26 protein-coding genes are annotated in these 24870 nt (G+C 42.1%); 17 read left to right on the forward strand and 9 right to left on the reverse strand.

Annotated elements, in window-relative coordinates:
* Positions 1–886 (reverse strand): transcriptional regulator GcvA (gcvA, locus tag ABWP14_RS09790; protein WP_353202788.1); only part of this gene is annotated, 886 nt, incomplete at its 3' end.
* A gap of 109 nt (positions 887–995) precedes the next feature.
* Between gcvA and ABWP14_RS09795 the strand changes: the two genes are divergently transcribed.
* Positions 996–1439 (forward strand): HAD domain-containing protein, encoded by a 444-nt coding sequence (locus ABWP14_RS09795; protein ID WP_353202789.1) that lies wholly within the window; start codon positions 996–998, stop codon positions 1437–1439.
* On the opposite strand, the gene ABWP14_RS09800 is transcribed toward ABWP14_RS09795, so the two are convergent.
* Positions 1428–2765: an alpha,alpha-trehalose-phosphate synthase (UDP-forming) gene (locus ABWP14_RS09800; protein WP_353202790.1), complete on the reverse strand. Its 1338-nt coding sequence runs from the start codon at positions 2763–2765 to the stop codon at positions 1428–1430. The genes ABWP14_RS09795 and ABWP14_RS09800 overlap by 12 nt on opposite strands.
* Before the next feature lie 227 nt (positions 2766–2992).
* Here ABWP14_RS09800 and ABWP14_RS09805 point away from each other — a divergent pair, with 227 nt between their 5' ends.
* From ABWP14_RS09805 to ABWP14_RS09840, 8 genes are read left to right on the forward strand one after another with little or no spacing between them, the layout of a single operon-like run.
* Positions 2993–3289, forward strand: coding sequence for an OB-fold domain-containing protein (locus tag ABWP14_RS09805; RefSeq protein WP_353202791.1), 297 nt, complete (start codon positions 2993–2995; stop codon positions 3287–3289).
* Between the two features lie 15 nt (positions 3290–3304).
* Positions 3305–4444, forward strand: a complete 1140-nt coding sequence (locus ABWP14_RS09810; protein ID WP_353202792.1) for a thiolase family protein — start codon at positions 3305–3307, stop codon at positions 4442–4444.
* Position 4445: 1 nt separating this feature from the next.
* Positions 4446–5201: an SDR family NAD(P)-dependent oxidoreductase gene (locus ABWP14_RS09815; protein ID WP_353202793.1), complete on the forward strand. Its 756-nt coding sequence runs from the start codon at positions 4446–4448 to the stop codon at positions 5199–5201.
* 9 nt (positions 5202–5210) lie between these two features.
* Positions 5211–6011: an enoyl-CoA hydratase/isomerase family protein gene (locus ABWP14_RS09820; protein WP_353202794.1), complete on the forward strand. Its 801-nt coding sequence runs from the start codon at positions 5211–5213 to the stop codon at positions 6009–6011.
* A 4-nt stretch (positions 6012–6015) separates the two neighbouring features.
* Complete coding sequence (locus tag ABWP14_RS09825; RefSeq protein WP_353202795.1) at positions 6016–7155, forward strand: CaiB/BaiF CoA transferase family protein; 1140 nt, start codon at positions 6016–6018, stop codon at positions 7153–7155.
* Positions 7152–8390, forward strand: a complete 1239-nt coding sequence (locus tag ABWP14_RS09830; protein ID WP_353202796.1) for an acyl-CoA dehydrogenase family protein — start codon at positions 7152–7154, stop codon at positions 8388–8390. Before ABWP14_RS09825 ends, ABWP14_RS09830 begins: the two co-directional genes overlap by 4 nt.
* Positions 8387–9682, forward strand: coding sequence for an alkaline phosphatase family protein (locus ABWP14_RS09835; protein WP_353202797.1), 1296 nt, complete (start codon positions 8387–8389; stop codon positions 9680–9682). The genes ABWP14_RS09830 and ABWP14_RS09835 overlap by 4 nt, the downstream gene beginning before the upstream one ends.
* Positions 9683–9685: 3 nt before the next feature.
* The gene (locus tag ABWP14_RS09840; RefSeq protein WP_353202798.1) at positions 9686–10276 is read left to right on the forward strand and encodes a hypothetical protein; all 591 of its coding nucleotides are present in this window, start codon (positions 9686–9688) and stop codon (positions 10274–10276) included.
* Between the two features lie 19 nt (positions 10277–10295).
* Here the strand turns inward: ABWP14_RS09840 and ABWP14_RS09845 are convergent, their stop codons facing one another.
* Both ABWP14_RS09845 and ABWP14_RS09850 read right to left on the reverse strand, forming a co-directional pair.
* Positions 10296–10838 carry an isochorismatase family protein gene (locus ABWP14_RS09845; protein ID WP_353202799.1) on the reverse strand — a complete coding sequence of 181 codons (543 nt, stop codon included), beginning with the start codon at positions 10836–10838 and terminating at the stop codon, positions 10296–10298.
* 10 nt (positions 10839–10848) lie between these two features.
* Entirely contained in the window at positions 10849–11502 is a 654-nt protein-coding gene (locus ABWP14_RS09850; RefSeq protein WP_353202800.1) for a TetR/AcrR family transcriptional regulator, read from the reverse strand.
* A 95-nt stretch (positions 11503–11597) separates the two neighbouring features.
* Between ABWP14_RS09850 and ABWP14_RS09855 the strand changes: the two genes are divergently transcribed.
* Positions 11598–13187, forward strand: coding sequence for a 4-hydroxyphenylacetate 3-hydroxylase family protein (locus ABWP14_RS09855; RefSeq protein ID WP_353202801.1), 1590 nt, complete (start codon positions 11598–11600; stop codon positions 13185–13187).
* Between the two features lie 21 nt (positions 13188–13208).
* Here ABWP14_RS09855 and msrP read toward each other — a convergent pair whose 3' ends face one another.
* Together msrP and ABWP14_RS09865 are read right to left on the reverse strand one after the other, a co-directional pair.
* On the reverse strand, positions 13209–14171 hold the full coding sequence (gene msrP / locus ABWP14_RS09860) for a protein-methionine-sulfoxide reductase catalytic subunit MsrP (protein ID WP_353202802.1): 963 nt from the start codon (positions 14169–14171) through the stop codon (positions 13209–13211).
* A gap of 126 nt (positions 14172–14297) precedes the next feature.
* Positions 14298–16532 carry an NADP-dependent isocitrate dehydrogenase gene (locus ABWP14_RS09865; protein WP_353202803.1) on the reverse strand — a complete coding sequence of 745 codons (2235 nt, stop codon included), beginning with the start codon at positions 16530–16532 and terminating at the stop codon, positions 14298–14300.
* A gap of 237 nt (positions 16533–16769) precedes the next feature.
* On the opposite strand from ABWP14_RS09865, the gene ABWP14_RS09870 reads away from it, so the two are divergent.
* Positions 16770–17963 carry an MFS transporter gene (locus tag ABWP14_RS09870; protein WP_353202804.1) on the forward strand — a complete coding sequence of 398 codons (1194 nt, stop codon included), beginning with the start codon at positions 16770–16772 and terminating at the stop codon, positions 17961–17963.
* Here the strand turns inward: ABWP14_RS09870 and ABWP14_RS09875 are convergent.
* Positions 17960–18976, reverse strand: a complete 1017-nt coding sequence (locus ABWP14_RS09875) for a DUF6352 family protein (protein ID WP_353202805.1) — start codon at positions 18974–18976, stop codon at positions 17960–17962. The genes ABWP14_RS09870 and ABWP14_RS09875 overlap by 4 nt on opposite strands.
* 83 nt (positions 18977–19059) lie before the next feature.
* Here ABWP14_RS09875 and ABWP14_RS09880 point away from each other — a divergent pair, with 83 nt between their 5' ends.
* On the forward strand, positions 19060–19407 hold the full coding sequence (locus ABWP14_RS09880) for an FKBP-type peptidyl-prolyl cis-trans isomerase (protein WP_353202806.1): 348 nt from the start codon (positions 19060–19062) through the stop codon (positions 19405–19407).
* Between the two features lie 76 nt (positions 19408–19483).
* Here ABWP14_RS09880 and ABWP14_RS09885 read toward each other — a convergent pair whose 3' ends face one another.
* Positions 19484–20470 carry a transglycosylase SLT domain-containing protein gene (locus tag ABWP14_RS09885; protein WP_353202807.1) on the reverse strand — a complete coding sequence of 329 codons (987 nt, stop codon included), beginning with the start codon at positions 20468–20470 and terminating at the stop codon, positions 19484–19486.
* 542 nt (positions 20471–21012) lie between these two features.
* Between ABWP14_RS09885 and ABWP14_RS09890 the strand changes: the two genes are divergently transcribed.
* On the forward strand, positions 21013–21738 hold the full coding sequence (locus ABWP14_RS09890) for a DNA/RNA non-specific endonuclease (RefSeq protein WP_353202808.1): 726 nt from the start codon (positions 21013–21015) through the stop codon (positions 21736–21738).
* Here the strand turns inward: ABWP14_RS09890 and ABWP14_RS09895 are convergent, their stop codons facing one another.
* Positions 21739–21972, reverse strand: coding sequence for a DUF3820 family protein (locus ABWP14_RS09895; protein ID WP_353202809.1), 234 nt, complete (start codon positions 21970–21972; stop codon positions 21739–21741).
* Between the two features lie 152 nt (positions 21973–22124).
* On the opposite strand from ABWP14_RS09895, the gene ABWP14_RS09900 reads away from it, so the two are divergent.
* The 4 genes from ABWP14_RS09900 to ABWP14_RS09915 are packed head-to-tail and all read left to right on the forward strand — an operon-like array spanning position 22125 to position 24862.
* A complete protein-coding gene (locus ABWP14_RS09900; protein WP_353202810.1) occupies positions 22125–23039 on the forward strand; it encodes a DUF6662 family protein in 915 nt (304 codons plus the stop codon).
* A 19-nt stretch (positions 23040–23058) separates the two neighbouring features.
* Positions 23059–23601 carry an FMN-binding protein gene (locus ABWP14_RS09905; protein WP_353202811.1) on the forward strand — a complete coding sequence of 181 codons (543 nt, stop codon included), beginning with the start codon at positions 23059–23061 and terminating at the stop codon, positions 23599–23601.
* Positions 23598–24419, forward strand: a complete 822-nt coding sequence (locus tag ABWP14_RS09910) for an FAD:protein FMN transferase (RefSeq protein WP_353202812.1) — start codon at positions 23598–23600, stop codon at positions 24417–24419. The genes ABWP14_RS09905 and ABWP14_RS09910 overlap by 4 nt, the downstream gene beginning before the upstream one ends.
* Positions 24416–24862, forward strand: a complete 447-nt coding sequence (locus ABWP14_RS09915) for a hypothetical protein (RefSeq protein ID WP_353202813.1) — start codon at positions 24416–24418, stop codon at positions 24860–24862. The genes ABWP14_RS09910 and ABWP14_RS09915 overlap by 4 nt, the downstream gene beginning before the upstream one ends.
* Positions 24863–24870 lie beyond the last annotated feature (8 nt).

Below are 24870 nucleotides of genomic sequence, written 5' to 3' on the forward strand. Positions count from 1 at the left end.
CCAGCAACCATGTACGAAAATCTTTAGCTTGCTGACTTTCATTTTTACCTAGAGGTGTTAATAAGTAATAAGTAAAGTTCTCACGATTCAGAAATTTAGGTAAAGGGCAAATCAACTTCCCGCTTGTCAATTCTGATTCCACCAAAAAATATTGAGCCATTGCAATCCCATGGCCTTCAATTGCAGCCAAGTAACATAAGGCCGAACTTTCATAGCTTAGACGTGAAAAATCTTCAAGTTTTACAGTCAAACCAATTGAATCAAACCAAAGATTCCAATCATCAGGACGTCCAATAGCATCTAATAACTTATATCTGCGAAGGTTCTGCGGGATCTCAATTGGACCACCTTCCAGTAAAGACGGGCTACAAACTGGAAGAATAATATTAGAGACCAATCTTGTAACATTTGCATCACTCCAAGCCCCATCCCCCAGACGAATTGCACAATCAAGATCTTCTTGATCAAAGTTTACTGGATCCATTGAGGTGGTTAATACCACTTCCATTTTGGGGTGTAAGGCCAAAAAACTAGAAAGTCGAGGTATAAGCCAGCGAATTGAAAATGCTGTGTAGCATCGCACCTTCAATTGATTTTGATTGCGCCCAGAAAATAAACGTCTAGTTGACGATTGAATTTCTGATAAGGACTTACTAATATCCTCATAGTACTCACGCCCTTTCTCCGTGAGAACTAAAGCTCGATGCTCGCGAGAAAATAACTGAACCCCAACAAATGACTCTAAGGCTGTCAGCTGCCTGCTCACTGCACCAGGAGTAACATTGAGCTCATTAGCTGCCCTTGAAATACTCAAGTGGCGAGCAACTACCTCAAAAACTCGCAAGTTATTTAAGGGGGGAAGTTGTTCTCGCTTATTAGGCTCCATATTTACTTGAGTTTATGACAAAAAATGTTATTTTTGAAATTAAATAATTTGTCGATAAAAATACTTTCAAAATACAATCTAAACATAATTTCTTCAAATTAATGAGCTATTGCAAAATATCGTGGCTAACATAAAATTATTATTCCTAGATTTTGATGGTGTTCTTCACCCTCTTAATAGCGAGAAAGAAAACTTATTTTGTAAAGTTCATTATCTTGAAAGAGCCTTAGAGGGTGCTTCCTGCAAAATTGTTATCACGTCAAATTGGCGTCTGACTTATAGCACCCAAGAGATGCGGGAACTTTTACCAAGGTCAATTGGAGACTTAGTCATTGGGGCCACAGAGCTTATAAATGAAATCAATCACAAAAGATTTTTAGAAATTGATAACTACTTAAGTACACATATAAATTCGGGCTCAACTGACTGGCGCGCCATTGATGATTCACCCCAAGATTTTCCAACTGACTGCAAAAATTTGATTTACTGTAACCCCATTTCAGGCATGGGTAGCGAAGAACAAATTCAGATTGCCAAATGGTTAAAAAACTAATTGGGCCGCTTGATAAAGGCTAGAAAGTTGCTCATCCATCCAGAGATGAACGTCATAATTCTTGACGGATCGCCTTAAAGAAATCATCCGTTTCTTTCTTTCATAACTCCCCATTGATAGTATTTGATTGAAGGCCTGGATGGCATCTTTCTCGCTCAAAGGATCGTAGATAACCGCAGAAGGCAAATCTTTTGCTGCACCTGCATACATAGAGAGCATTAAGGCTCCATCCTCATCATCTCTAGCGGCAATAAATTCCTTGCAAATCAAATTTTGGCCATCGGCCAAACTAGATACCCACAGACAGTTTACTGAACGATACAAAAATGTAAGTTGTTTTTTAGTTAGAGTATTCTGCTCAGAAATAATTGGCTGCCAATCTTTTAAGCCATACTCATTATTTATTTTAGCTATCAACTCAGTAATCTGCTCTTCGTATTGCCTATATTTAAAGATAGATGGTCTCGTTTGAATATAAATCTGTATGAATTTTATTTTGTTCACTAAAGATGGATTTAATTCTAATATTTTTTTGATTGTATTAAGTCGCTCAATAATTCCTTTCGCATAATCGACCCTATCTACACTTAAAAAAATATAATCGTTTTTTTGCAATTGATATTTTTGAGTAATTGAAAATTGATTCCTGGTTGCAGTTGCTTGCTGTAAATTTTTCAATACTGGCCACTCAATTGAAGCTGGGTATACACCGAGGTTCGCCATACTGCCACCCAGAAGACCTTTAGGTATAGAGCTTATAAAATTAGACCTATCTTGATTTGTTTGAAAACCAACATTATCTGCACCCAAAATGCCATTGATTAGCTCACTGTTCCAGGGGCATACCATTAGCCTGCTATACAGCGGCCATGGAATATGCCAATAAAATAAAATTTTAGCGCGCGGTAACGCAGACCTGATTAGCTTTGGTAACAACGCTAATTGATAGTCGTTAATAAAAATAATAGGCTCAGCAAAATCACTCGCACAGCGAACTACTTCCTCTGCAAATAAATGGTTTGCAACAACATATGAATTGAAGTCCTTATTATTAAATAGTGGCTCCGCAGTCTGATGATGGCAAAGGGTCCATAGACCCTCATTACAAAATCTATCGTAATAAGATCGGTAAATCTCTGTAGGTAGAGCTACTTTTTTTACTATTACCTCTACATCCTCATAGGCATCCTGTCTCATTGCACCATTGCTTGCTGAAATCCATATCGCCTTAAATCGCTTTGCGAGGGGCTTTATCAAAGAAACGACACCTCCCACCAATCGATCTGGGCCTCCATTAGATACAAAAATCACTCTTTGCTTGTTCACAATTTTGTTTCTTACACAGGATTTGTATAGATGTAATCAATATTTGAAATATTCAATTTCCTACTCATTATGTTTGATTATTTCTCAATAGATTATGATTTTTACTCGCTTGACTAATTTGCAAATCTACTCAAGAATAGGGGTTAATTTTATAAAAATCTATTAAAAACATGGACATAACCCCACACTACTGGAATCAAAGCATACCCCCCAAGCCATTGGGCAGTATGCATAAAAAGTCAAAGGAAATCATTTTCCCTCCAATTGCTAAAGACTCTCCGTTAGATACAGATTACGTTGATCAAGAATTAAATCCCAATGGCACCTTATACAGCTTTACTGTTATTCACCCAAGCAAAAAATCAGGCATTCAACCTTATGCAATTGGCTTCGTAAATCTACCTGATTTTCCAGTCAGGATATTCGGACGGCTCGTCCAAAGCGGAAACCCCGCTATTGGAGATAAATATTTAATGAGGCCAGACGCTGAATTTGGCCATATTTTTGAAAAAATAAGTCAATAGCCCATGAATAAAAATATGATCTTTATTGAAGGTGTTGCTATGACACGCTTCGATAAGCAACCAAATACTTTAGCACCTGAACTTGCTCAAGGTGCCATTCTCAATGCAGTTAAAGATGCCAATTTAACATTAAATGATATCGAAGCAATCTATTGTGCAAACGTATTTGGGGGGATGATTCTTGGTCAACTCATTGTGCGTGATCTTCAATTGCAAGGGATTCCCATATACAACATTGAAAATGCATGTGCTAGTGGAGCTACAGCCGTTCATCTAGCGAAGCATGCCTTATTAGCTGAGCAATATAAAACAATTTTAGTGATTGGCATTGAACAACTAACCCAGCTTGGTGGTGGCACAATCCCATTGCAATTAAATGACCATAAGACCAGAATTTACTCAAACTCTGGATTAGTATTGCCGTCAATTTACGCCATGAGAGCAACGCGCTACCTTTATGAGAGAGATGAAGATCCTAGTCTATTGGCACAAGTGGCTGTCAAAAATAGATTTAATGGCTCACTAAATCCATATGCACAGCAAAGAACGCCTACTACGATTGAAGAAGTATTATCTTCTCGTATGATTGCTGATCCTTTAACACTCATGCAGTGCTGCCCCTCTCAGGTTGATGGTGCAGCAGCCCTCATCCTCAGCACCGAACATAACAATGGGCGAAAGCCAGTTAAATTACTAGCATCAATTGTTCAATCTGGTATGCAAGAAAAATATTTTGACGATATTTTGGATGCAGAAATTACTGCTAGAGCTGCAAGACAAGCCTATGAACATGCTGGCATTGGGCCAAATGATATTGATGTCATCGAACTACATGATGCCTTTACCATTGCTGAGTTGATTTATTACGAGGCTCTAGGTATTGCAAAGCCGGGAGAAGGCCCAGAATTATTACGCTCTGGCAAGACTGGGCTTAGTGGGAAAATTCCTGTAAATCCAAGTGGCGGCTTACTGGCAAAAGGTCACCCTCTCGGCGCTACAGGAGTAGCACAAATGGTAGAGCTTACATGGCAACTTGAAGGCAGAGCTATGGAACGCCAGGTTAATAAGCCCAAAATTGCGCTTGCACAATGCACAGGTGGTGGTATTGCTGGTGTTGATCACGCTGCCTCCTCTGTTCATATCTTAGGAATTTAATATGTCTCAACTACCAAGAAGAGTTGCCATCGTTACTGGAGCAGCACAAGGCATTGGCTTTGGAATTGCTAAGAAATTGGTAGCTAATGGCATTGATGTTGCATTAATTGATTATGACCAAACGAAACTTAGCGCCGCTGTTGACCAACTCAAGGGATTTGGTAGCAAAGTAATTGGAGTGTCTGGAAATGTCTGCAAAATTGATGAGGTGCAATCCGCCATTGAGCAGGTTATTGCTTGGGGCGGCCAGATCGATTACCTCGTTAATAATGCTGGGATTATTCGAGATAAAAGATTACTCAATATGACTGAGGCTGATTGGGACGATGTGATTAACGTTAACTTAAAGTCCCAATTCCTATTTTGTCAGGCCACAATTAAGGAAATGCTACCGCGCAATTTTGGCAGAATTGTTAATATTTCATCACGTGCCTGGCTTGGTGGCTTTGGCCAATCAAACTATTCAGCCGCTAAGGGTGGCGTTATTAGTCTTACTAGAAGTCTTGCAATTGAATTCGCTGCCAAAGGTATCACGGTCAATGCAATTGCTCCAGGCATCATACAAACACCATTATTTGATAGTTTTGATGCATCACTTCAAAGTAAATTAAAAGAATCTGTACCTGTCAAACGCATTGGCACTCCGGATGATGTTGCCTATGCCGTGATGACCTTTTTAAATCCAGACGCCTCTTATCTCACTGGACAAGTTTTATATGTATGCGGTGGAAGAAGTCTCTCCTCCCCGAGTGTATAAGGAAGCTAAATGATCACTTATGAAGCCAGCGATTCAATAGCAATATTGACTATTAATAGGCCCCAAAAGAAAAATGCATTAGACCTTGCAACATTAAAAGAACTTCGTACCGCCTTAATGAATGCCAGGGATGATGAACAAGTAAAAGTCATTGTTCTCACTGGCGCAGGAAATGACTCATTTTGTGCGGGTGCTGACCTCAAAGGCGGAAGCTCCTCACCAGTAAGTTACGCAGAAGCATTCTTTAAAGAAACCGACAAGGCTTCGGAACAAGGTCTCTATATTCGCATGATGGACCTCACTGATTTAAATATTCATAAGCCATTAATTGCCGCAATTAATGGCTATTGCTTGGGCGGCGGCTTAGAAATAGCCTTGCAATGTGATCTAAAAATTGCATCAGATAATGCTATTTTTGGCCTTCCTGAAGCTAAGGTTGCATCAATTCCAGCAGTCTTAGGTCTACACCGTCTTCTTAAGGCAGTTCCTCCTGCTCATGCGATGAAGATGGCGCTGACTGGTGAACCCATTAAAGCGATGAAGGCGCTGGATATTGGCTTAATTTCAGATATCTTTACTGCTCAGGATCTGATGCCAGAAGCTTTAAAAATTGCGCAGCGAATTTCATCAAATGGTCCGTTAGCAACTCAAGCAATTAAAAAATTATCCAAAATCACTGGGCACTTAAGTGATATCGATGCTCAGCAAATTACAGAACTATATTGGGGAATATTGCGAGACACTGAAGATCGAATTGAGGGCCGTCAAGCATTTATGGAAAAACGTGCTCCTAAATACAAAGGGAAATAAGTAAATGCCCAATTATTCTCCGATTAGTCCAGGACCCCTAAATGGTAAAAAGTTAATTGAAGTTAGCCACATGCTGATGGGGCCTTATTGCGGCATGCTGCTTGCCGACTTAGGAATGGAGGTCATCAAAATTGAACCCCCAGATGGCGATATCGCCCGCACTCTTGGCCCTCATAATATTGATGGCCACAATGCATATTTCGTTAGCCTAAACCGAAATAAAAAAAGTATTACCCTGGACCTCACAACAGATGAAGGTCGCAAAAAGTTTCATGCATTAGTTGCACAAGCAGATGGACTTATTACCAATCTTCGACCAGGGGCAATAAACTCCCTCGGCCTTACATACGATAAGTTAAAACACATCAACCCTAAAATAGCTTGTGTAGCCATGACAGGCTTTGGCTTGGATAGCATTGAGTCTGAGCGTCCAGCTTATGACTACATTATTCAGGCGCTAGTTGGAATCATGGATCTTACCGGCGAACCAGATGGCTACCCTACTAAGGCTGGCTATTCTGCTGTTGATAATTCAGCAGGAATTATGGGTGCCCTTGGATTACTTGCTCGTATTATTGAGGGGAAAGGTGGTCAAGTTGATATTGCTATGCATGATGTCATGCTCTCTCAACTGAACTATCTAGCAGGCGCATGGCTAAACGCGCAAGAAAAACCAGTACGACAATCATTGTCTGCCCACCCCTATATAGTTCCAGCTCAGGTATTCGCATCGGCAGATGGCTGGCTCACTCTTTTTATAACACACGATAATTTTTGGAATAAATTCTGTGAAATTATTAATAAGCCCGAATGGATAACAGATGAGCGCTTCTGTACGATGAAAAAACGGGGTGAGCATAGAGCATCTCTGATCCCCTTGTTAAATGAAATGATGAAAACTAAAACTTCTAATGAGTGGGAAGCATTATTAATACCCCTCGGTATTGTAGTTGCAGGAATTAAAAACTTGAGCGAAGCAATCAGCTCACCCCTAACTAAAGATAGGGAGATGGTAATAAAACTAAAAGATGACGGAACTAATTTCCTCGCAATTGGTAACCCCATCAAAAATATCGGCCACGAAACCGCCTATAACATCTCGCCGAAACTTAACCAAGACCCAAACGCACAATTTGAATCATGATCGAACAAGCACCAAGCCACCTCCTACCCATTATTGAAAAAATTGAGTCTTTTTATACGAAGGAAGTTGAGCCACGAGAGCATCAACTTCGCCACAGACTCAGAAATAGTCTGGAATATATAGATCGAACCGGTAAATTACATCCAGAAATACAAGCGGCTAGACGCGAAATCATGGAGGCATCCGGAATTGAAGGCTTATTTTCGCTCCATCTCCCTCAATCTATTGGTGGCGGTGGGCTCTCAAGAACAGAAATGTTCTTCATAGAAGAAAAGGTTTATTCATATGGTATAGATTTAGCCCCAGGCATCTTATCTTGGACTGATGGATCAACTCCAAGATTAATTTTTGTCCGAGAAGAGTTACAAGATCAATTTGTAAAGCCATTAATCTTAGGTCAAAAAACAAGCTGTCATGCTGTCACAGAGCCAGATGCTGGCTCTAATTTATTTGATATGAAAACCAACGCCGTCCAAAAAGGTGACAAATGGATTCTGAATGGGCACAAAGCCTACATTACCAACCCATTTGAGGCGGATATTGTGAATGTACTTGCCATCACCGATCCAGGTATTGGTAAAAAAAGTTTCAGTTACTTTCAATTTGAATCTAAGGAGTACCTAGGTAAAGGATTTAAACATGGTCGGATTAATCGTACGATGTTTGATGATGGTCTGACAGGAGAGCTACATTTTGAAAATCTTGAACTCCCTGAGAGTGCAATGATTGGAAATCGTGGGCAGGGCTTTGAAATTGCCCTAACATCTATTAACTGGACTAGAACACGTCGCGGAGGAATGTGCTCCGCTTGGTCAAAATTACTTATTGATAAAACTCTAGATAGGCTTAAACATAGGAAAGTGGCCGGTAAGCCGCTAGGTCGTAATCAAGGTCTACAGTGGATGGTGTCTGATATGTATATAGACTGGTACAGTGCACGAGCAACTTCATTAGCATGCCTAAGAGATATAGAAAAATTTGGGCCATGGTGGGATACCAATCGTCCTCAAGAACAAATACGTCTTTTTGCATTAATGAAAATCGTAAACGATGAATCCTTTTATCGTGTAGCCGATAAGGCACTACAACTGCATGGCGCTACAGGGATTATGAAAGATACTGTAGTAAATAAACTGTTCCAAATTGCACGAAATCTTCGCATTCCAGGCGGCACTGACGAATCTCAACGAAATACTATTGCGGAAACATTGGGATTAAACGCTAATATGCAATGAAAAAAATACTGCTCATTCTTCTCGATGGTATTGGTGATCGCATTTATAAGGAATTAGGAAATTTAACCCCTCTGGAGTATGCCAAAACTCCAAATTTAGATCGAATTGCCAAATTAGGGGCATCAGCATCGGTCTACCCCATTAACCCTGGGATGGTTCCTCCATCCGAATTGGCTCACTTTCATTTATTTGGCTATGAGAAAGATTTCTATCCAGGTAGAGCGGTATTTGAAAGTATGGGATTTGGCTTGACGCCGCCTTCCAATGTTTCAGTTGCACATTTGGGTTTACGTAATGTGACTCCATCAAATGAAGGGCTTATGATCACCCCATGGTGGCCTGCATCAGAGGCTCAGGATGCACAAAAATTAATCGAGTCAATCAGCCACTTTGAATCTGGCGATATTCATTTTGAAGTCAAATATATTGGAAAGTCTGATTCTTTACTGATCATGCACGGCGGCTGCGAGGATATTACAGATTCAGATCCATTTATGCATACAGGCAGACCCGTACTTGAAATTGAGGCTCTTGATTCAAGTAGAAACTATGGCGACGCACAGAATACTGCCAAAGCATTAAATCATTATTTAAGATGGACTCATGAAGTACTCTCAAAGCACCCCATTAATAGCCAAAGGATACTTGATGGTAAGTTACCTCTGAATATGACTGTTACCAAGTGGCCTGGCAAGCATCAAGAACTCATGAGCTTCTATCAAAAAACAGGCTTAACCTCCTCTTTAATTGCGTCGGCTCCGATGTATAAAGGCATGGCCAGCTTATTGCAAATGAATTACATAGAAGTTGATGAAGGTGAGCCTAAATACGAAATTATCAATAAGTTAGCTGTGGCTAAGCAAGCTTTTGATAATGGTTGTGATTTTGTTCACCTTCATACTAAAGCAGCCGATGAAGCTGCGCACAGTCATTCTCCGCTGAAGAAAGCTCAAGTAATTGAGGCTATTGATTTAGGTCTTTCAGATATTTGGAGCTGGGAAAAGCTACAAGAAGACTTTCTGGTAGCGATTACTGCAGATCACTGTACTCCAAGCCATGGTCCAATGCTCCACTCAGGTGAGTCAGTACCCCTTTCTATGATGGGGGAAGGAATTCGAGTTGATTCAGTAAATCATTTTTCCGAAAGATTATCTGTTGGCGGATCACTTGGTCAACTGTGTAGCCGAGATATTATGCCGATCCTTTTAAATGCATCAAACCGGTCTCATTTTTTGGGTGGTAGGCCAAATTCTTATAAGAGTCTTGGCATCACTTCATTCAAAGCCTTATAAAAAATGCAGCCACATAAACTTTATCAATATGCTGTTGCTCATGGCCGCTTTCAGCCGTTTCATAACGAACACTTAGCATATTTAAGATGGGCTCATACCTTTGGAACCCATTTATTTATTGGCATTACTAATTATGATCGCACTTCAATTCAAAAAGAGATCACCAGTCATCATCGTCATACAGCCTTTGCAAACCCATTTAGCTATTGGGAGCGCTCGGCAATGATTAAGGATGCGCTATTAGAGGCTGGTGTTGATCCAACTCAATTTACCATCGTTGCTTTACCAATTCATGCGCCAGAAAAATGGTCCGAGTTTGTACCAACCGATCCAAATGAAAGTATTCATTTACTCAGGGTATTTTCTGAATGGGAGGAGGAAAAAGCAAATCGCCTAAGATTGGCGGGCTACAAAGTAGCTACCGAAACGGGCTCCCCAAAATTGATCAGCGCTTCTAGCATTAGAGAGGCACTTCTCTATGATCACAATTATTCCGAGCTCGTTCCACCAGCAGTAGCAATTTGGCTCAAAAGAATTAATGCAAAATTAAGATTAGAAAATTTAAATACTTTGGAAAGCCAAGAGTACAAATAGGGAAGAAGATTTTTTACTGTTATCTGTTTTTTATTAAATTCAGAATATTCTTAAATTGTGAGTGCTCCGATGTTTTAAGCCACTCAAAGGCAAGCATTTCAGCACCTAGCATAGTAATTTTTTGCTGACTCATGCGGTCAATAGCCAATATCTTATCTTGTACTCTTCTACTACTGCAAGCCTCAGGCACTACTGCCACCTCATAGCCCAACGCCTGAAGACCTAGGGCAGTTTGCATCAGACAGACATGCGCTTCACAACCCGCTAGAACTACTTGAGTGATCAAGGGATTTAATTCCCTGATATTAGTCGCTAAGCCATCTGCAGCTCCATTAAAGGAATGCTTCACCAGGGTATAGTCACAAAATACTTTAATACGCTCATCGTTTTGTCCTAACCCCTCTGGATTTTGCTCAGTTCCTAGGATAGGAATTTGTAAGGCCTTTGCTACCTTAGCAAGAAAGAGCGCTGAAGCTATAGCTTCTTCACTCTCATGAATACTAGGCATCAAACGTGTTTGATAGTCAATCAGAATGAGGGCGCTAGTATCTTGGTTAATCATCATGAAGTTATTATTTTGATTTGGGCAGGCGAAGTGCTAATTTATCTAGGTAGTGGGTGATTAATTCATCAGCACTTTTACCGAACATCCGAATACGGCCTGTATGGTTTAGTAATAGTATGCCAACTATGTGCGCAAAAATCGCTGTAAGTTCAGTATCTACATCTCTTTTATTACAGCCTAACTTGATCAAGGCTGCCTCTTGATGTTGCATAGCAGCCCGAAGACGTGTGTTGAGCTCTGAGTCCCACTCATTTGTTAATCCCCTAGGCTTAAGTCCCTGGAAGAGATAAAAACCCAAGTCCAAATCGCGTGGATTGTCTCGATAAAACTCATAAAAAGCTAGAGCACTTTTACGGAGCTCTGCAAATGCAGGTTGACCCTCCTGATCAACGGAGATATTCTCCGCAGATAAATTTACGAAATTATTTAAACGCTCGAGCGATTCAGCTAGTAATGCCCCATAGATTTCTTCTTTGCTAGCAAAATAGCTGTAAATAGCTCCAGCGGTATAGCCCGCCCGCTTTGCGATTTCTCGCATGCTGACAGCCTCTAATCCCACCTCGATAAATACTGCTCTAGCAGCACTTAAAATGTGCTCACGCCTAGCATCCGCCAAAGCTTGTTGTCGCAGATCTCTTGGGGAGGTAATCACTTGATCCATTGAGAAATTATACATATGTCTTAATAATTGAACACTGTTTAATTATTGTGTATTATTTGATAAATCACCTATTAAACAAACGATTAAGGCCTCATATGAGCAACAGTACCTCCCAATTCATGACTAGCAAGGACTACCGAGAGTCATTGCGTAAGCTAAAGCCCGTCGTCTATGTTGATGGACGCTTGGTTGAATCTGTAGTTGATGAAGCCATGTTGAGGCCTGGAGTAGATGCTCTAGGCGTTACTTATGACATGGTACATGACCCTGCTTTAGCACCTTTAATGTTAGCCAGCTCAAATGGCAAAACTGTTCCGAGGATGTTGCACATCAATGAATCTTCTGGTGATCTCTTAAATAAATTAGAAGCTGTTCGTGTCCTATGTCAGGAAACGGGTTGCGCTCAACGCTATCTGGCTCACGATGCCTTAAATGCCCTTAGTCAAGTATCGGCTCGGATTGATGATGCACACGGTAGTAATGATCATCGCGCTAAGTTTGCTGAGTATCTCGCCCATGTACAAAAAAATGATTTAGCTTTAGGTATCGCAATGACTGATGCTAAAGGTGATCGATCTCTCAGGCCGCATGAACAAGCCAACCCTAATACCTATGTACATATCGTATCTCAAGATGCTAAAGGAGTCGTGATTTCTGGAACGAAGGCCATCGTCACTGGTGCACCCTATATGCATGAGTTCTTAGTAATGCCAGGTCGTAATATGAGTAAGGAAGATGCGGCGTTTGCGATTTGTTGTGCAGTACCAGTAGATGCTAAAGGCATTACCATCGTTGCCCGTCCGGCTGGGCGCCCAGGGGAAAAAGTGGAGCATGGCAAGCCGCTCTTTTCCAGTAAGTATGGCCAATCTACTGGCGTAGTGATTTTTGATAAGGTATTTGTTCCTTGGGAACGTGTTTTCTACGCTGGTGAATGGGAGCACTCTAGCGTTTTAACTTATAGCTACGCCACCCATCATCGTCATAGTTGTATTGCAGCAAGAGCCGGCTTTGGCGACCTCTTGATTGGAGCTGGAGCCTTGATGTGTGAAGCTAATGGCTTTGATCCGGAAACTAAATCGAATTTACGTGAACCCATGGTTGAACTGATTAAGATCACTGAAGGGTTTTATGCTTGTGGTGTTGCTGCAAGTGTATATGGCACACAAGATCCTTACAGCAAATCCTTTATGCCTGAACCTGTATTTTCAAACATCGGGAAGCTATTATTGGCCACCCAGATTTATGATATGCATCGTCTTGCTCATGAGGTTTCTGGCGGTTTAATTGTGGCGCTACCTGGGCCGGATGAAGATCACAACCCTGCTACTGCAGCAACCTTGGCAGAAGTATTGCGTGCAAACCCAGCGGTTCCATACGATAAACGTATTGAGGTAGCTCGCTTTATCGAAGATTTGACTGCTTCTTATCAAGGTGGCTGGTACTCTGTGATTAGCTTGCATGGTGGAGGCTCACCAGCAGCTATGAAAAAAGAGATTTATCGCCAATATCCCATTGGTAACAAGGTAGAGTTAGTTGAAAGATTATTAGACCGAGGTGTTCTCACTAGCAACCAGGAGCGTGCAATTACTAAGAATAAGCAACCAGGACGTTGCTGTGATCAGGGTTGTAGTACACCAGGTCAAGCAATCATGGTTCCACTACCAGAGCCGGGTAGAAGAACTTAATTCTGAGGTAAGTTTGATTATTTAATAAAACTTCTTCAAATCCATCCCGGCATACATGCTTGCTACTTGATCCCCATAACCATTGAACATCTGCGTTTTAATTTTGGGTGCAAAGACTCCCTTTGAGTCGCCAATTCTTCTTTCGCTAGCCTGACTCCAGCGAGGATGGTCGACTTGGGGATTTACATTGGAATAAAAACCATACTCACGCGCATCAAACTGAGTCCAGCTCGTTTTGGGCATCTCTTCTGTGAACCGAATCTTGACAAGCGTTTTTGCACTCTTAAAACCATACTTCCAGGGCACTACGATTCGGACGGGGGCACCATTTTGCTTGGGTAACACTTCACCGTATAAACCAAAAGTTAAAAGCGTTAATGGATTCATCGCTTCATCCATGCGAAGTCCTTCGCGATAAGGCCAATCAATGATATTGCTTTTGAGCCCAGGCATTTGCTTGCGATCGGCAAGGGAGATAAATTCTACAAACTTTGCAGACCCTAGGGGCTCAACTTTACTAATGAGTTTGGAAAGAGAATATCCATCCCAAGGAATGACCATAGACCATCCTTCTACGCAACGCATACGATAGATGCGCTCTTCCATGGGGGCTATTTTTAATAAAGCATCAATATCTAGGGTGATAGGCTTTTTAACTAGACCTTCAATTGAAATAGCCCAAGGACGAGTTTGCAAACTCTGTGCATAGGCAACTGGATCTGCTTTGTCTGTACCAAATTCATAAAAATTGTTATAGCTCGTCACATACTTATAAGGCGTCACATCCTCTTTGGGGGTATAGGCCGAATTTAATGTCGCAATCAACTTCTCTGGGCTATTGGCAATAGCTTGCCTAGAAAACCAAGGTGCTAAAGCTAGACCAAAAGTGCCAGCAGCTGCAGCCTTAATCAAATCACGACGATTCTCAAAAACCGCTTGCGGAGTCACATCGCTGGGCTTAATAGTGGGATCAAAAAAGGGCATATACATCCTTTATACGAGGTAATTTAGCTATTTTGCTACTGATATCAATTTATTGCTGACTTACATAAAAACAAGAAAAAGGCAAACCCTTGGTTTGCCTTTTCCGTCACAAGCCTACCTACAGAATCAAGCTCTGGCAGCTTTCAAAGCAGCATTAAAGGTAGCGCTTGGACGCATGACCACTTTGCACTTTTCTGAATCTGCTGAATAGTAACCGCCGATATCCACTGGCTTACCTTGAACAGCCTTGAACTCATCAACAATCTTCTGCTCATTATGAACGAGCGATTGAGCAAGAGGCGCAAAATAAGCCTGCAATTCTTTATCTTCTGTTTGGGCAGCCAAGGCTTCGGCCCAATACATTGCGAGATAGAACTGACTACCACGGTTATCTAACTCACCTGTCCGTGGAGATGGTGATTTATTGTTATCTAACAACTTACCTGTAGCTTCATCTAGGGTACGAGCTAGAATTTTGACTTTTACATTACCAGTCTTATCACCAACATCCTCTAGAGAAACTGCTAAAGCCATGAATTCACCAAGTGAATCCCAACGTAAGTGGTTTTCTTCAACTAGTTGTTGAACATGTTTTGGAGCAGAACCACCAGCGCCTGTTTCAAAAAGGCCGCCACCTGCCATCAATGGCACGATCGATAACATCTTCGCACTAGTACCCAATTCCATGATTGGGAACAAATCAGTTAAATAGTCACGCAAAATATTACCGGTTACAGAAATCGTGTCTTTACCGCGAATGACGCGCTCCAAGGTGTAACGCATTGCACGTGTTTGAGACATGATCTGTACATCTACACCTTTAAGATCGTGATCCTTTAAATAGGTATTCACTTTCTTAATTAACTCAGCTTCATGGGGACGGTACTCATCCAACCAAAAGACTGCTGGAGTATTAGAAAGACGTGCACGCTTGACTGCCAATTTGACCCAGTCACGAATTGGACCATCTTTGACCTGGCACATCCGCCAGATATCACCCTGTTCAACATTTTGCTCAAGCAATACGGTGCCATCATCTGCAACGATACGTGCCACACCAGCTTCTTGTATCTCAAAGGTTTTGTCATGTGAACCATACTCTTCTGCCTGTTGAGCCATCAAGCCTACGTTAGGCACGGTCCCCATCGTAGTGGGGTCAAAGTTACCGTGCGTCTTACAGAAATTAATGATTTCTTGATAGATACGAGCAAAGGTACTTTCTGGAATCACCGCTTTAGTGTCATGTAAACGACCATCAGCACCCCACATTTTTCCGCCTACACGAATCATCGCTGGCATAGAAGCATCTACGATCACATCGCTTGGAGAGTGAAGATTGGTAATGCCTTTGGCAGAGTCCACCATGGCTAAGGCAGGACGGTGCTCATGACATGCATGCAAATCGTGAATAATTTCTTCGCGCTTAGATTCTGGTAAAGACTGAATTTTGTCGTACAGATTGCTCATACCATTATTGGCATTAACGCCTAACTCTTCAAAGAGCCTAGCGTGTTTTTGAAAAGCATCTTTGTAAAAAATCTTTACAGCATGCCCAAACACAATGGGATGCGAGACCTTCATCATGGTTGCTTTGACATGCAAGGACAACATCATGCCAGTCTTGTAAGCATCTTCGATTTCTTTTTCATAGAACTCGCACAATGCCTTTTTACTCATATACATGCTATCAATAATCTCGCCGGCCATTAAAGAGACTTTAGGCTTGAGCACAATCGTCTTGCCACTCTTAGTGACTAGATCCATCTTGACATCACATGCTTTGGTCATGGTCATGGACTTCTCATTTGAATAAAAGTCACCACCATGCATATGTGAGACGTGTGTGCGGGAAGCTTGACTCCAATCCCCCATAGAGTGAGGATGCTTACGCGCAAATTGCTTTACTGCATTAGGAGCGCGACGATCCGAGTTTCCTTCGCGTAATACTGGATTGACTGAGCTTCCTAAACATTTGGAATAACGCGCACGAATTGATTTTTCTTCGTCATTTTTAGGATTATCTGGAAAATCCGGGATCTTATAGCCCTTAGCCTGTAATTCTTTAATTGCCGCAAGCAACTGAGGTACCGAAGCACTAATGTTAGGTAATTTAATAATGTTGGTGTCTGGCATCAAAGTCATCTTGCCAAGCTCGGCCAAATTATCGGGTACTTTTTGCTCTTCAGTTAAATACTCTGGGAATCCAGCAAGAATACGTCCAGCAACAGAGAGGTCACTCTTGACAACTTCTACTCCTGCAGGAGCTGTGAAAGTGCGAATGACTGGCAGAAAGGCACAAGTTGCTAACAGCGGCGCCTCGTCTGTCAGGGTATAAATAATCTTTGATTTCTCTGAAGCCATTAATATTTCCTCGATATTGATCAATTTACAGAGCCAGGTTTTTACCCTAGCCCTCTCACCATCTGCATTTTGCAAGCCGCTGGTAGCAGGCCCACTGCCAATAAGGCGAGTTTTCTATTTTAAATCATTGGCAGTGGCGAAATTGCCCTATTTGAACCCCCGGTCGACTGAAGATGCCTCATTTAAGGGAATCCACTAAGACAAACAAATAAACAAAAGCACCGTAAACTCAAGCCTATGACGAGTAAACACCCCTTGCTTAATAAAAACCTGGTGCTGCTGATCGTATGCCAAGGCCTGTTTCTCACTAATAATGTCACCTTCATCGCCATTAATGGCTTAGTTGGCTTAAGCCTCGCTCCAGCAAGCTGGATGGCTACCCTACCGATTATGGGATATGTCGTAGGTGGCGCTTTTTCCACCTCGATCGTGGCCAAATCCCAAAATTCCTTTGGACGGAAAATCTCATTTCAGCTAGGTCTATTGGTAGCGATATTGTCGGCACTCCTCTGCGCATATGCCGCTGTTAGTGAAAACTTCTGGCTACTCGTTGCTGGCACCTTTATCGCTGGCTATTACAGCGCAAATGGCCAGCTCTATCGCTTTGCTGCTGCTGAACTCACTGAATTGAGTCAACGCGATAAAGCGGTCTCTTGGGTCTTAGCTGGAGGAATTTTGGGTGCCGTTATTGGGCCTAATTTGGCATTGTGGACAAAAAATCTCTTTGATGCTGCATTCCTAGGAGCCTACCTTAGTTTATCGATTGCTGGATTGATCGGCATTGGCGTGATGCAATTCATTCACTTTCCTGAAAAATTCAAAACTAAGCACCGTCTTTCTGCCGGAAGAAGCCTAAAAGAAATTCTTGCTCAGCCAGTTTTTATGGTTGCTGTGATTGGTGCTGCGCTCGGCTATGGAGTAATGAACTTACTCATGGCTGCCACACCCCTTGCCATGCAAATCTGCGGACTCCCTTTTGCTGACACCGCTTTAGTGCTGGAATGGCATGTCATTGGCATGTTTGCGCCTGGATTTTTTACTGGGTCTCTGATTCAGCGCTTCGGTACCCTCAAAATCATGGGGGTAGGCGTAGTCCTGAACTTCATTTGTATTGCGATTGCCTTAACTGGAGCCGATCTTCATCAGTTTTTAATTGCACTCTTTTTACTAGGCGTGGGTTGGAATTTTTTATTCACCGGTTCTACTTCGCTGGCAATGACCGCTTACAGACCCGAAGAGCGGGATAAAGCGCAAGCTGCAATTAACTTTTTTGTTTTTGGAACAATGGCCTTTACCTCATTCGGCTCAGGCGCACTCATTACCTCACAAGGCTGGAATATTCTCAATATAGGGTCGCTAATACCCGTCTTGATTACCGCAGGTGCGCTACTTTGGTTAAGCGCCCATCACAAAAAACAAGTAGTCAGTTAAGACGCTTTTGCTAAAGGCAGATTAAATAATAGATTTTGAGGTTTGAGCTTTAATTGCTGTTGCTCATTCAATGCAATTGCCAAATAGACTGGCTTGCCTGCTTGTGCCTTAGCCACTGCAGACTCATCGACAAAATCAAGACGAAACAAGCAAATGATTTTTTCCAGCTCGTCGGCCTCTAGTACCTCTTTATTGTAGAGTTTGTTCAGTATCCCCGTCGCTACAGCATCTAAGCCTACATGCCATGACCACTTAGGGTCGCTAATCTGTTGCATAGGAGTGATACGAGTTTTGACACCCAAAAAATGCTCGATCCACTTTTCCACTAAACGACAGAAATGATTAATTGGCTCATGCCCAAAGTTCAACTGCACTGCCAAATCTAAATCTTCATCACGTGCCCAATATTCAGTAGCATTCTGCTCATGCAGCACATCAAGATCTGCGGATCTCATTGCAAGTGATTTGCTCTTGAGTAAATCTAAAATATTGCCCGTCTCACTTGCTTGCAAATTTCGGGCGACGACTTCCTCGTCAGCGCCCATCACAATTCCATCCTCTAGTAGGCTGATTTTCTGGGTTCTAAAAAATAGTTCTCCCATCCTTGCCTCCAATGGATGGGCGTTCTCTCCTAGGATATGGCGAACAAATATTTGCGCTAGCTGAGCTACAAACAAGGGAGGCACATCAACGCCCTCACCTTTAAACAAACTCATGTAAAAACTCTCCAAAGAGTTGGCTGCCACTAAGCGGGCACGATAACGCAACCAGACACGGTAGTTTTCCTGAATATCCGCATCTGCCATTTGGCCAATTTCTTCCTTTGCTATATCGCAACGAGGGTTTGCGAGTAACCGGGCATGTATAGATTGCTCCGCAGTACAAGATTCGGGTACGAGACTGAGCTCAGGCCTTTGTAAATAAGTACGCAAAAAGTCATCTGTTACCAAAAGCTGGCCATCCGGACCAGGCTCTAGGGTCTTATATGGTGATTGTGACCAGAAATTTTTCATGCAGTCAGGGTGCTTTGGGTCTAGATAATCGATAACGCTCAGAATATACTAGTCTTCATTTTGAAATGAAATAGGAAAACACCATGAGCGAACTCCAAAAAATTGATACCGTAGTAGGCGAAGGCAAAGAAGCTATCACAGGCAATCATGTCGACGTCCATTACACAGGCTGGCTATTCGATGACAAAGCTGCAGATCACAAAGGTCAAAAGTTTGATAGCTCATTAGATCGTGGGCAACTGTTTAGCTTCCCCTTGGGCGCTGGCCATGTGATTAAAGGCTGGGACGAAGGCGTCGCTGGTATGAAAGTGGGAGGTAAACGTACTCTCATCATCCCTTCTGAAATGGGGTATGGTGCCCGTGGTGCTGGTGGCGTCATTCCACCGAATGCCACCCTCGTATTTGATGTTGAACTCCATGGCGTGAATTAAACAACATCATCTGTTTTGCCTAATAAATAAGGCCACCTCAGCGGGTGGCCTTATTTTGAATCTTCAGAATCTGAAATTAAGAACGCAATTGATTATTGTTTGATGTCACACGATGATTTGAGCGGTCTTGACACAATCCGATGATGCGATTTCTTTCGGCCATCACTTTATCGCCATAGCCACCATCATCTTCTGCATTCCCTGCACCCACATAAAACTTCAAACCATTACGTAAAGAGCCTCCTGTAGCGATCAGATATTTCAAGATATATGCGCCAACACGAATATTTACCTCAGGCTTGACAGCATCTGAAGTGCCGCCAAAGTGAGCATACTTATCTCTGTGCACAGATGTCATGACCTGCATTAAACCTTCTGCACCCGCATGACTCTTTATATTGGGATTGAAATTGGATTCAACAGAAATCACCGCCAGCAATAACACTGGATCAATATTGACTTCTTTTGCGATCAAGACTGCATTCGAAACATACTCTTCAATCTTGGCACGATCGAGCTTATATTTCTTTTCAAAAAAATCAGCTACTGCTCTCTGATTCTGAATTGAACTCATCAAATTAGTATCGAGGGCTAGAGGGTCAATCTTAGAGGTGGGGATGCGATCAGACAAATGTGAAATAGATTTCACCTGCACCTGAGCCACAGAAGGCATTAATAAGGCAACGGTTTGCTGTTTAGCGCTAGTCAAGCCAGTTGTAGCCGTTGGCTTACTAAAGAGCACAGCAGCAATCCCACTATCACTTGACCCTGCATTAGCAGTCACTTGAGAGTCATGGGATTGGTCAAGGATGCCAAAGCCATTGCTCCAAACAATCTGACGAGCCTCATCTGGGACCAAGATCCGAGCCAAATCAAAAGGACCAGCATTTGTACCGTTACCTGAAAGCCAGAGTCCAACCACCATAAAGACGACAACCACGAGGATGCCATTAACCACCCTAAAGACTGGGGACATTGCAAGAACCAGGAGCTCTTTAGCAGCCATCACTACTGGCTTTGAATCCTGGGTCTTACTCAAATTGTTAGATAAATATTTACTCATTCAATTTTTGCGACACCTCATAAAAACAATTTTCTGAATTTATGTTGCAACGCAATATATAAAAAACATAGGTCATCCTAAAAAGGTTCTTATATCAAGTCAAGCATAAAGAAATATAATTTAATAACTTTTAGTTCTTGAAATAGCAAGACTTTTATAGTCAGTAGCAAAGAATAATAATTACTTCAATAAAATCAGTTACTTAAAGACGTAAGTAAGCACTAATTTCATAGTGTAAAAAAATCAATATTTCGGGACTTTTTTACTATTTGGGATGAAAATTCTTCAGTTAAAACCATGTATCTAGTACTTAAAGTAGCTTAAATTTCTACCGGTAGTGGTTTTTCTCCAATGCTGCAAGACATGATCTTCACAGAAATAAAGTCTTCAGAAGACTATTCAAGAGAGCTAAATCGGATTGTCATTACCATAATTCCGCCTAGCTCTAGAGCTAATCCCAATCAATTAGGCGCAAGAGAACATTACCCAGAAAAGACTTTTGCTATCCCTTTCGAGCCCATCAAGCCCTACACTAATACGCTATGAAATCCATTCGTAAGGTCCTGCTTTTAACCCTCCTGCTGACAAGCTTCAATGCATTTGCCCTATTTGATGACTGCAAAGACCTTTTTCCTAAACAACAAGTTCCGTCCAGTCCACAACTGGGACGTGATCTTTGTTTTGATGGATTTGCAATCTATTACTCCCCGCAGGACAAAAAACCAATCTATACCGTTCAAAAACTCCACCGCGATCAGTTTGTAGGTCCCCACCCCCGCAGGACTAATCAGTTCTATGAGGAGGCACGCCTTCCTTATGCAGAGCGCGCTCAGCTCTCAGACTACCGTGGCAGCGGATATGACCGTGGACATAACGCGCCTGCGGGAGATATGAGCGCCGACAAATCCATGGCTCAATCTTTCTCATTAGCCAATATGATGCCGCAGGCTAGGCAAAATAATCAGGGAATCTGGGCAAAAAATGTTGAGGAGCCAACCAGGCAGTATGTCAAAAGAGCAGCAGGAGATATTTATGTTTACACCGGCTCGATTGGAAACGCCGGAAGTATTGGCAATGGACGAGTCACCATACCAAGCCATCTTTTCAAATTAGTGTATGACCCTAATAGAAATTCTGCATGGGCCTATTGGGTAGAAAACACCAATGAGGCTAATATGAATCCTCCGATCTCTTATGAAGCCCTCGTGCAAAAAACAGGGATTGATTTTCATCTTCCCATTAAGCAAGTCAACACAACTACCAAGTAACTAGGATCTTTGCTGTATGCCATGCGCCCGCTGGATGGGTGCCAGTAGACCACGCAGACCATTGTGATCAAGAGTGTGCATGAGCTCTAATAATTGCCCAAGTTCGCCTTTGGGAAAACCTTTACGAGCAAACCAAGCCAAATAATTTCCTGGTAAATCAGCCAGCGCACGACCAGCATATTTACCAAAAGGCATTTTCATCAAAACTAGTTTCTCTAGGGCCTGGGCATCCATTTAAAAAGAATCTTACAAGTAAAGCAGAAAAGCCATGCAACTCACGCCATTTATTGAGAAGTGGTCATTTTACCAAATGAGAATCATTCTTATTTGATATGCTATATTGAGAACCATTCTCAATTACTTTTATCAACCACTTCACATCAAATATGAAAATCACCATTAAAAAAATTCTTGCCTTTGCCTTGTGCATCACTGCTGCTCTCCACGTCTCATTCGCTTTTGCGGGTGAAGGCGTCTTTGGCTGGATATACACCCTAGATCTTCAGCCCAAGGGAAGTTTGGAGTTCGAGCAACGATTACAGTTAAATCAACAACAAGCAGCTGGCACATATGAAGCTTGGACAGCCAGAACTGAACTTGAATATGGCCTGACGAATGATTTACAGATTGCTGGTTATATCAATTCTTACTACACCAATGCCAGTCAGAACTACACCAACCCAGAAGCTTGTGGTGATTCTGCATCGTGCACAGCCGGTTATGGCGTACCAGAAAGTTATGACCCCGCAAGCCCTTACAGAAAAAGTGGCATTGAAGGTGGGTCATTAGAAGCCATTTATCGCATCACCAATCCTGTCACCTCGCCTATTGGAGTCGGACTTTATTTAGAGCCTACTATTGGTAAAAATAAAAATGAGATTGAGGCTCGCCTGCTACTGCAATCGAACTTTATAGATGACCGCCTCATCTTAGCTGGAAACGTGGTCGTTGCTAATGAACAGTTAAAGTTTGTTGGTAATGGCAATGTGCCTGAGTCTATGCTCGATATTTTATTGGGTGCTAGCTATCGATTTGCGCCTAAATGGTCAGCGGGTGTAGAGGCGCGCTTTCATAACGATTACTCCAGTTACAACCTTCAAAACCAAATTCAAAAAGCAACTTTTGTGGGTCCGAATGTGCACTATGCCACTAAAGACTGGTGGGTCACTGGTGCCTGGCGCTATCAGCTTAAAGGTAATACCTGCATGGGTGATGGTACTGCCGAATGTTCAAATGCTCGGGTTTGGGACAGTCATTCTGTCAATGAGTTCATTGTCAAAGTAGGATTCCCCCTGAGTTAAAAACAAACAGAAATTGATAATGAACTGGAATCCATATCCTCTGACTATAATTGGATTGGCAATCATCAGTACACCGATGATTGCCCAAGCCAAAATTTATGCTTCAGTAGAGCAAGCTCAAAAGCTTTTACTACCCAATAAGCAACTACATCAAACACCGATTCTGATTGACAAAGAATTGCAAGAGAAAATGCGAGTCGCCTCAAGCATTCGTCATCCATTCCAAGGAAATCGAATCTGGAAAGCGAACGACGGCAGCTGGTTTGTTGTAGATGAAGTAGTAGGTAAACATGAAATGATTACCTATGCAGTAGGTCTGAACCCCGCTGGCAGTATCACTGGAATCGAAATCTTAGAGTATGTAGAGTCCTATGGCTATGAAGTAGCAGAGGCCCAGTGGCGAAATCAATTTGTAGGAAAAAATATTGATGACCCGATTAAATTAAATCAAGATATTCAAAATATTGGGGGTGCCACCCTCTCTTGTAAGCATATTGCCGATGGGGTTAAGAGAGTAGCTGTTTTACACGATCTAGTGCTCAAACATATGAAAAGTAAATGAGGCGCTGTAAACCACTTCTGGGCACCTTTGTGGAGATAACTGTTCAGCAAGATGATGCTGAGACCTCAATGAACGATGCCTTTAATGAAATTGAAAAAGTTCAAAACTTAATGAGCTTTCATCATCCTCAAAGTGATCTGTCTAAGATCAATTGTCAAGCACACCTGCGCCCCATCAACATTAATATATGGACTGCTCAAATACTAAACATTGCCAAAGATATCCACGTACATTCAGGTGGATTATTTAATTGTGGAGTCGGGCATCGCCTCATTACTGCGGGTTTATTGCCAAATCATCTCAATATCAATGAGCATCAGTTTGGTGGAATTGAAGATCTTTACTTTATTGATCAAGAGACAGTCAGTTCAATACGCCCACTTTGCTTAGATCTTGGTGGTATCGCTAAGGGCTTTGCAGTAGATATGGCAGTAAACACCTTGATTGCAGGAGGAGTAAATTCAGGAGCAGTCAACGCAGGCGGAGATTTGCGAGTCTTCGGAAATATTCCCCAGATCATTTATCTTCGTAACCCCCAAATACCAAGTCAGTTATTTGAAATTGGCAGCTTATCAAATGGAGCAATTGCCACGAGCGGCTTGTACTTTTCCATCAGAGACAAACAAAAAAGTCATATTGTTCACCCCTTTAAGAAGACAGAATTAGATATTGAGGAGCATTTTCTTGAGTCTTATTCCATCTTGGCAAAAGAATGTGTCTATGCCGATGCGCTAACCAAAGTATTGGCACTTTCTAAACAGCAAAAACATCCCTGTTTTGCACATTACTCTGCTCAAGCCATCAGGATTAGCAGATGAGTCGTCTTGGAAAAATGCCCGCTTGGCAAAGAGCCTTTGTTATTAGCAGCATCCTCAGCTGCTCCATTACCGGTACGATGTATTTACTTGGCCATGAATTTTATATTGAGCGCAGCCTATTAGGTCATCACAAGATACTGGCGATTCACGGGCTCACTGCAATCATTGCCAGCATCGCCTTGGGTTCGGTCCTACCATTTCACCTCAAGGCGGGCTATCAGTCTGCTAGAAAATGGCTGAGTGGATTTACACAACTAGGCCTTCTGGTCATCCTACTCATAACGGGAGGCTTTTTGTATTACGGGCCTGTAGAGTTTCGTGATTCTGCCATCCTGCTTCACTGGTTAACAGGATTGTTCTTCTTTTTGATCTTTATGATTCACTGTCTCTTTAAGTGGAGTAAACCCATTAGTAAGACGCAATCAAAAGGAGGGGTGCCTTAGACTTGATC

It is taken from the genome of Polynucleobacter sp. (genome assembly GCF_040400325.1).
Taxonomy (GTDB): Bacteria; Pseudomonadota; Gammaproteobacteria; order Burkholderiales; family Burkholderiaceae; genus Polynucleobacter.